Source organism: Syntrophotalea sp., from assembly GCF_050253115.1.
Taxonomy (GTDB): domain Bacteria; phylum Desulfobacterota; class Desulfuromonadia; order Desulfuromonadales; family Syntrophotaleaceae; genus Syntrophotalea; species Syntrophotalea acetylenica.
The window spans coordinates 1-7,368 of record NZ_JBFWJQ010000121.1 but is presented as its reverse complement, the minus strand read 5'-3'; the positions used below and the strand labels follow the sequence as shown (position 1 = coordinate 7,368).

General features: G+C 51.9%; 5 protein-coding genes and 1 rRNA gene. 5 read left to right on the top strand and 1 reads right to left on the bottom strand.

Annotated features, from left to right (window positions below):
• The first annotated feature begins 155 nt into the window (after positions 1-155).
• The 5 genes from AB7E65_RS11030 (at position 156) to AB7E65_RS11010 (ending at position 7,114) form a co-directional block, all read left to right on the top strand.
• Positions 156-461, top strand: coding sequence for a phasin family protein (locus tag AB7E65_RS11030; RefSeq protein ID WP_428745907.1), 306 nt, complete (start codon positions 156-158; stop codon positions 459-461).
• A gap of 31 nt (positions 462-492) precedes the next feature.
• Complete coding sequence (gene ubiB / locus AB7E65_RS11025) at positions 493-2,184, top strand: 2-polyprenylphenol 6-hydroxylase (RefSeq protein WP_428745906.1); 1,692 nt, start codon at positions 493-495, stop codon at positions 2,182-2,184.
• A gap of 210 nt (positions 2,185-2,394) precedes the next feature.
• Positions 2,395-3,324 carry a UDP-3-O-acyl-N-acetylglucosamine deacetylase gene (lpxC, locus tag AB7E65_RS11020; protein ID WP_428745905.1) on the top strand — a complete coding sequence of 310 codons (930 nt, stop codon included), beginning with the start codon at positions 2,395-2,397 and terminating at the stop codon, positions 3,322-3,324.
• A gap of 129 nt (positions 3,325-3,453) precedes the next feature.
• Positions 3,454-5,718: a sensor histidine kinase gene (locus tag AB7E65_RS11015; protein ID WP_428745904.1), complete on the top strand. Its 2,265-nt coding sequence runs from the start codon at positions 3,454-3,456 to the stop codon at positions 5,716-5,718.
• A 25-nt stretch (positions 5,719-5,743) separates the two neighbouring features.
• Positions 5,744-7,114, top strand: coding sequence for a sigma-54-dependent transcriptional regulator (locus AB7E65_RS11010; RefSeq protein WP_428745903.1), 1,371 nt, complete (start codon positions 5,744-5,746; stop codon positions 7,112-7,114).
• Positions 7,115-7,248: 134 nt separating this feature from the next.
• Here the strand turns inward: AB7E65_RS11010 and rrf are convergent.
• Positions 7,249-7,365: ribosomal RNA gene (rrf, locus tag AB7E65_RS11005) — 5S ribosomal RNA — on the bottom strand.
• Positions 7,366-7,368: the final 3 nt, after the last annotated feature.

The following is a 7,368-nucleotide window of genomic DNA, read 5'->3' as shown; positions in this document are numbered from 1 at the left end:
AAAAACCCATTAGGTGGTTGTGACGACCCCGTTATGTTATTTTTTACCATTTTTTTTTTTTGTTTTATTTTCTTTCATGGTTTTTCGTTTGAATAAAAGTGATGTCTTGTTTTAATATTGATATAAAAACGACTCTCACCCCCAAGGAGGAACAGATGTTTGAACTCGCTGAAAAAATCATGCTGACCGGCATGGGCGCCCTTTGTATGACTCAGAAAAAGGCAGAAGAGTTGGCCAATGAGATGAAAGAGCGCTTCAACATGACGGAAGAGGAAGGCAAGGCATTTATCGAAAAAATGCAGCAGAACTTCGAGCAGTCCCAGCAGAAACTCGAGGAAATGGCCCAGCAGGAAGTTCGTCGTGCCGCTGAACGCGTCGGCATGGTCACCCGCGAGGAATTCGAGCAACTCCAGCAACGCATTCAGCAGCTGGAGCAAACTCTGGCGTCCTCACAGAAATGATCTGCCTTGGTGACACAGCGATTCTGAAAAAATGCTGACTTTCGCGCGGATCAACCGCAACATCCGTTCGATCAAACGCTACCGCTATATTCTCGGTATCCTGATCAAGTACGGCTTCGGACATGTTGTCGAACAGCTCAATATCGACTATTACCTCGAATTGGGCCGACGCATCGTCACGCTCGGCACGGCCTCCAAAAACATCGACCGCTTCAGCCAGGCCGAGCGGTTGCGGCTGGCCATGGAGGAGTTGGGACCGACGTTTGTCAAACTGGGCCAGATCCTCTCCACCCGCCCCGATGTCATCCCCCGTGAATTTATCGAAGAATTCCAAAAGCTGCAGGACAAAGTCCCTGCAGTTCCCGTTTCCGAGTTGCGCGAGCAGGTGCACCGCGAACTGGGGATGTATTTCGATGAAATCTTCGCAGAATTCGATTCGGAACCCATTGCTGCCGCATCCATCGCCCAGGTTCATCACGCCCGCCTAAACAGCGGCGAGGAAGTGGTGGTTAAAATCAGGCGTCCTGGAATCGTTGAAACGGTTGAAACCGATCTCGACATTATGGCGGGGCTCGCCTTTCTGGTGGAGCGACATCTGCCCGGCGGCGAACTCTACGACCCGACCGGTCTGGTCAAAGAATTCCGCCGCACCATTTACAGAGAAATGGATTTTGCCCGGGAAGGTCACACGGTCGATCGTTTCCACGCCAATTTTGAAGAAGACCCGACAGTTTACGTTCCCCATGTCTTCTGGGACTTCACTGGAGAAACAGTGCTGACCATGGAATATATCGAGGGGATCAAAGTATCAGACCTGGAATACCTCAAAGAGCAGGGCTACGACCTGGCGACCATTGCCCGGCGGGGGGCCGATTCATTCCTCAAACAGGTTCTGGTTCATGGCCTGTTTCATGGAGACCCCCACCCGGGAAATTTTTTCATCCTGCCCGACAATGTCATCTGCCTGCTGGACTACGGGATGGTGGGACGTCTCGACGAACCGCTCAAGTACCGCCTGGTCGATCTGCTCTCTGCCGTATTGCAGCGCGATGTCGATCGTATTATCTCGTTGATGCTCTATTCCGGAGATATCAGCGATGAAACCGACCTCAAAAGCCTGCGGCGCGATCTGTCCGAATTCATCGACGATTATTATGAAACACCCTTGGGAGAACTCAACGTCGGTCGCCTTCTGATGGAATTCGTCGACCTGATGAACGCGTATCGCATCAAGTTCCCATCGGACCTGATGCTGCTGGCCAAGGCACTGGTCACTATGGAGGGGATCGGCCGTCAACTCGACCCCGAATTCAACATGATCGAGCATCTGCGGCCGTTTATGGAAAAACTGATTCGCGAGAGATTGTCGCCTGGCAATGTTTCCAAAGAAGTTCTAGGGGTGCTGCAGTCCTATGGGTCCCTGTTCAAGACCCTGCCGCGGGACTTGAAGGAGTTCATCAATCGGGTCAACCGCAACAAGTTCAAGATCGACCTTGAACACCGCGGTCTCGAAAAGCTGATGAACGACCTCGACAAGGCCAGCAACCGCCTGTCATTTTCCCTGCTGATCGGTTCTCTGATCGTGGGCAGTTCCCTGGTCATTCAATCGGACAAGGGTCCACAGTTTTTCGGCTTTCCCGTTCTGGGAATTTTCGGGTACACTATCGCCGGCTTCCTCGGCCTCTGGCTCGCTTTCGCCATTTTACGTTCAGGGCGACTTTAACCCCTCCAATGTTCCTCATGGTCGCAGCTACTTGTGTCCATCATACCACAGACTCTGGATGCAGAGTTGCAACACTGCCCCTTACCCATGCCGCAATAAATCTTTTTCCTTCTTATTTTTCAAGCACTTACGCAACAAACAAAATATGGCAATATATTTGCATTATATTTGATCCTGAAAGCGCACGCACTGTTGTACCAGGAGGAAGATTTGCTTTTTCAACGGACTCTCGCCAATCCCGTCGCCATCTCAGGCATCGGCCTTCATTCCGGCCGCTGCATCACCATGCACCTGCGGCCTGCCGAAGCGGGAACAGGCATTTTATTTCATCGCTCCGAAGGCGAGCGCACCGTAACCATTGAGGCTCATGTCTCCAATGTGGTTGACACCAGGCTTGCGACCGTCATCGGCAAAAACGGCCTTAGCGTCTCAACGGTTGAACACCTGCTCGCCGCCCTCAGTGCCCTGGGCATCGATAATCTTCACATTGATATCGATGGCCCCGAAGTGCCGGCGATGGACGGCAGCGCCGCCCCTTTTGTCGATCTGCTGGAAGATGCGGGGCTGCGCAAGCTCAATCGCGGCCGCAAGTTCCTGGCGATTCGGGAGCCTGTTTCACTGGTCGACGGTGAAAAGAGAGTTTCTCTGATCCCCTCGCGTTTTTTTCGCGTGTCCTTTGATATTGCCTTCGATCACCCGAGCATCGCGCTGCAGAATTATTCCTTCAAGCATTCCTCCCGCCAGTTCCGCAAGGAGATTGCACCTGCTCGAACCTTTGGGTTTCTGCAGGAAGTCGAATACCTCAAGACCAACGGTCTGGCACGCGGCGGATCCCTTGACAATGCGATCGTGGTTGACGACAACGGCGTTCTCAACCCTGAAGGACTTCGCTTCCCCGACGAGTTCGTGCGACACAAAATTCTCGACAGCATCGGGGATTTCAGCCTCATCGGCTATCCGATCCTCGGTCACATCAAAGCTTACAAGGCCGGTCACGATATCAACAACAAAATGGTTCAAAAAATACTTGCAACTTCGGAGTGTTACAAACTCGTTGAGTTCTCCGATGAAACCCTCCGGGCCGCGCAGGCCGGTCCCTATCCCGCCTTTGTCGGAGATCTGCTCCCCTCCAAAGCATAAATCGAGATCCTTTTTTATCTCTGCTTGACCAAAGCGGCCTCAATGGCCGCTTTTTTTATTCTTCTGCCCTTGCATATCAGGGAAAACATCAAATAAACTGGAATCTTATTTTGTATTATGGGGAATAGGATGACAGGCTCTAAAAAACAACGGACACCCCAACGGGTCGAATACCGCAAGCGCCGCCGAGAGTTGGGGCTTATCCTTTTAAGCCTGCTGCTGGTGTTTGCCTTGACTCAATACGAATCCCGCCTTCTCGAGCTGACGTCCGAGGTTTCTCTGGTCAACAGCATCCTCGTATTGGCCCTGATTAACGTCAATATTCTACTGATCATTCTGTTTTTCTTTCTGGTTTTCCGCAATCTATTCAAACTTATCCTTGAACGAAGGCGCGGCGTGCCGGGAGCACACATCCGCAGTAAGTTGGTCGCTGCGTTCGTGGCCCTGTCACTGGTGCCAACGATGCTTCTTTTCTTCGTTTCCGCCGGCTTTATCACCAATACCATTGAAAACTGGTTCAACAATCAGATCGAGAATTCCCTGCAGGAGTCCCTCGAGGTCGCTGAAACCTACTACAAAAATTCCGCGTCCAACGCCCTTTATTATGGAGAACAACTGGCGCGCATCATCAAGCGCGACAAACTGCTCAACGAAGCAAACCTGGAACAGCTCAAGGAATTTATCCAGGAAAAGCAGCTCGAGTACAATCTGGGCATCGTAGAAGTTTTTTCCTCCACCTATGAAGAACTCGTCCGGGTGAGCAACCCTTCTGTGCCCGCCGCAGATTTCACTGATCCCGGCTCCGATGCAATCCGTGAAGCCCTTCAGGGCAATCGATTCACCCGCATAACGCCTGTGGGGAAAGCCGATCTGATCCGCGGCATTGTTCCCGTCTACTCCAACTGGAACCCCGAGGATGTCGTCGGCGTCGTCGTTGTCAACTACTATGTCCCTTATTCCCTGGTCAGCAAAATGAAAGAGATTAAATCCTCTTTCGAGCAGTACAAAGGCACCAAGCTGCTCAAGGGCCGCATCCAGATGGGGTACGTAGTCGTTCTGCTGCTGATCGCACTTGTGATCATTTTTCTCGCTACGTGGTTCGGCTTCCATCTGGCGCGGGGCATCACAGTGCCGATACAGGAACTGGCAGTGGCCACCAATCGCATCGCCCAGGGTGATCTCGATGTGCGCATCGAGGTCGACAGCGACGATGAAATCGGCACTCTGGTGGATGCTTTCAACACCATGACTGCAGACCTGCGCCGCAGCCAGAAAAGTCTCCAGGCGGCCAACCGCGAACTGCAGTCATCAAATCACGAACTGGATCAACGTCGGCGTTACATGGAGATCGTGCTGCGCAATATCACTGCCGGGGTCGTGGCGGTGGACCGCGGAGGCTTTCTCACTACAGTCAACAAGTCGGCGGAAAAACTTCTGAACACCAGTGCTTCAAAAGTGCTGGGCAAAAATTTCCGGGAGGTGCTTGAGCCGGAATACCTTCCCCTGGTCAAGGACATCCTGCGGGATCTGATGGAAACGGGCAAGGATCATGTCAGCAAACAGGTGACGATTCCCATTCAGGAGAACAAGTTGACCCTGATGGTCAACGTCACAACCCTGCGTGACGAGAACGGCGAATTTATGGGCACCGTCGTGGTTTTCGACGATTTGACTCAGTTGATCAAGGCCCAGCGGATGGCGGCATGGCGTGAAGTCGCCCGTCGCATTGCCCATGAAATTAAAAATCCGTTGACGCCGATTCAACTCTCCGCGCAACGCCTGCGCCGCCGTTATCTTGAAAAATTCAACAGGGACGATACGGTTTTCGATGAGTGCACGGGAATGATCATCCGGCAGGTCGACGAGTTGAAGAACCTGGTCAACGAGTTCTCCAATTTTGCCCGGATGCCGGCCAGCCGCCCGACTCCGAACAACCTGAACCAGATTGTCGCCGAAGCACTTATTCTGTTTGAGGAAGGGCACAAAGAAATCGATTTCTCTTTCGATCCCGATCCCGAGGTGCCGGTTTTCAACCTGGATCGCGATCAGATCAAGCGATCGGTTATCAATCTGATCGACAACGCTGTCGGTGCGATGGACCAGCCTGGAGCGATACACCTGGAGACGCACTTCAACCACGAACTGCAAATGGTCACCCTCACAGTCAAAGACACTGGTTGCGGCATTGCTCCGGAAATTAAGTCTCGCCTTTTCGAGCCTTATTTCTCCACCAAAAAAACAGGCACCGGACTGGGGCTGGCCATTGTCTCTACGATTATTTCCGACCACAATGGATATATCCGGGTCAGAGATAATCGCCCTAAAGGGACCCAATTCATCATTGAACTCCCGATCACGGACAATTCGTCCCAATCACGCTCGTTCAACGGGTGATTTTTTAAATACAGGACTTCACAACATGAAAACAATACTGATCATTGATGACGAAGACAGTATCCGCTTCAGCCTTGACGGCATCCTGCAGGACGAGGGATTTCGCCCTGTGTTTGCCTCTAACGGCGAAGAAGGACTTGAAAAAATACGAGAGGAAAACCCCGACCTGGTTCTGCTCGATATCTGGATGCCTGGCATAGACGGTCTTGAAACTCTGCGGCGCGCCAAGGAGCAATGGCCGGAGCTGCTGGTGGTCATGATGAGCGGCCATGGAACGATTGAAACCGCAGTCAAAGCTCTGAAGATGGGCGCGTATGATTTTATTGAAAAACCATTGGCGCTGGAGAAAGTTCTTCTCTGCGTCCAGAATGCCCTGAAAATGGGGCAACTTCTTGAAGAAAACCGTAACCTGAAGGCCCGGATTGCCAAAGATTACGAAATGATAGGCGAGAGCCCTCCCATTGCCGAACTCAAACAACAGATTTCCATTGCCGCCCCGACCAATGGATGGGTGCTGATTACTGGTGAGAATGGGACAGGTAAAGAACTGGTGGCCCGTGCCATCCACAATTTGTCCAACCGTCGCGAGAAGCCGTTTGTCGAAGTGAACTGTGCTGCAATCCCCGAGGATCTGATCGAATCAGAACTTTTCGGCCATGAAAAAGGTTCATTTACCGGCGCCACGACGCAGCGAAAAGGAAAATTCGATCTGGCGAACGAAGGAACGCTGTTCCTTGACGAAATTGGGGATATGAGCCTGAAGACCCAGGCAAAGGTATTGAGGATTCTCCAGGAGAGGAAATTCGAGCGTGTCGGAGGGACTCGGACGATCGAAGTCGACGTTCGAGTTATTGCGGCAACCAATAAGAATCTTGAAGAAGAGATGCAGAAGGGCAGTTTCCGCGAAGACCTTTTTTATCGCCTCAATGTCCTCCCCTTCCACGTGCCGTCGCTGCGCGAGCGCAGAGAGGACATTGCACCGCTCGTCAAGCATTTCCTCGCTCATTTCTCCCGCCAGGAGAGCCGTGAGGATAAGACCATGGCCCCGGACGCCATGAAGGTATTGCAGAATTATTCCTGGCCCGGGAATGTCCGCGAGTTGAAAAACCTCATAGAGCGGCTGGTGATCATGACGCCCGGCAACAAAATCAGGCTCGAGGATCTACCTGCCAACCTGACCAGTAAGCAGAATTCATCGTTCTCGTCCGGTCTTGCCGGCAGCGCGCTGAATGCAGGCAATTTCAGAGAAGCAAAAGAAGAATTCGAGCGGGAGTATATCCTGAGAAAACTTCAGGAAAATGAATGGAACATTTCGCGCACTGCGGAAGATATCGACCTGGAGCGGTCCAATCTCCACCGCAAGATAAAGACTCATGGGATCGAGTTGAAGAAGTAAAAGTCGCAAGGACATAAGTCGATCACACGCTCACTTTCAGCAATGATCGGCTTTTGTCGGCAGATATTGCGTTTTCTGAAGAGCCTTAACGAAAAAAAAGCCCACCTTGCAAAAAGATGGGCTCTAAAAAAATATTCCGGCGGCGACCTACTTTCCCACATAGTTACCCATGCAGTATCATCGGCGCTGTAGGGCTTAACTTCTGTGTTCGGGATGGGAACAGGTGTGACCCCTACGCTATCGCCACCGAAAAC

What these genes read in the sequence shown, in the direction of transcription:
- AB7E65_RS11015 (WP_428745904.1), top strand. Translation starts at nt 3,454, where the DNA reads ATGACAGGCTCTAAAAAACAACGGACACCCCAACGGGTCGAATACCGC.
- AB7E65_RS11010 (WP_428745903.1), top strand. Translation starts at nt 5,744, where the DNA reads ATGAAAACAATACTGATCATTGATGACGAAGACAGTATCCGCTTCAGC.
- ubiB (WP_428745906.1), top strand. Translation starts at nt 493, where the DNA reads ATGCTGACTTTCGCGCGGATCAACCGCAACATCCGTTCGATCAAACGC.
- AB7E65_RS11030 (WP_428745907.1), top strand. Translation starts at nt 156, where the DNA reads ATGTTTGAACTCGCTGAAAAAATCATGCTGACCGGCATGGGCGCCCTT.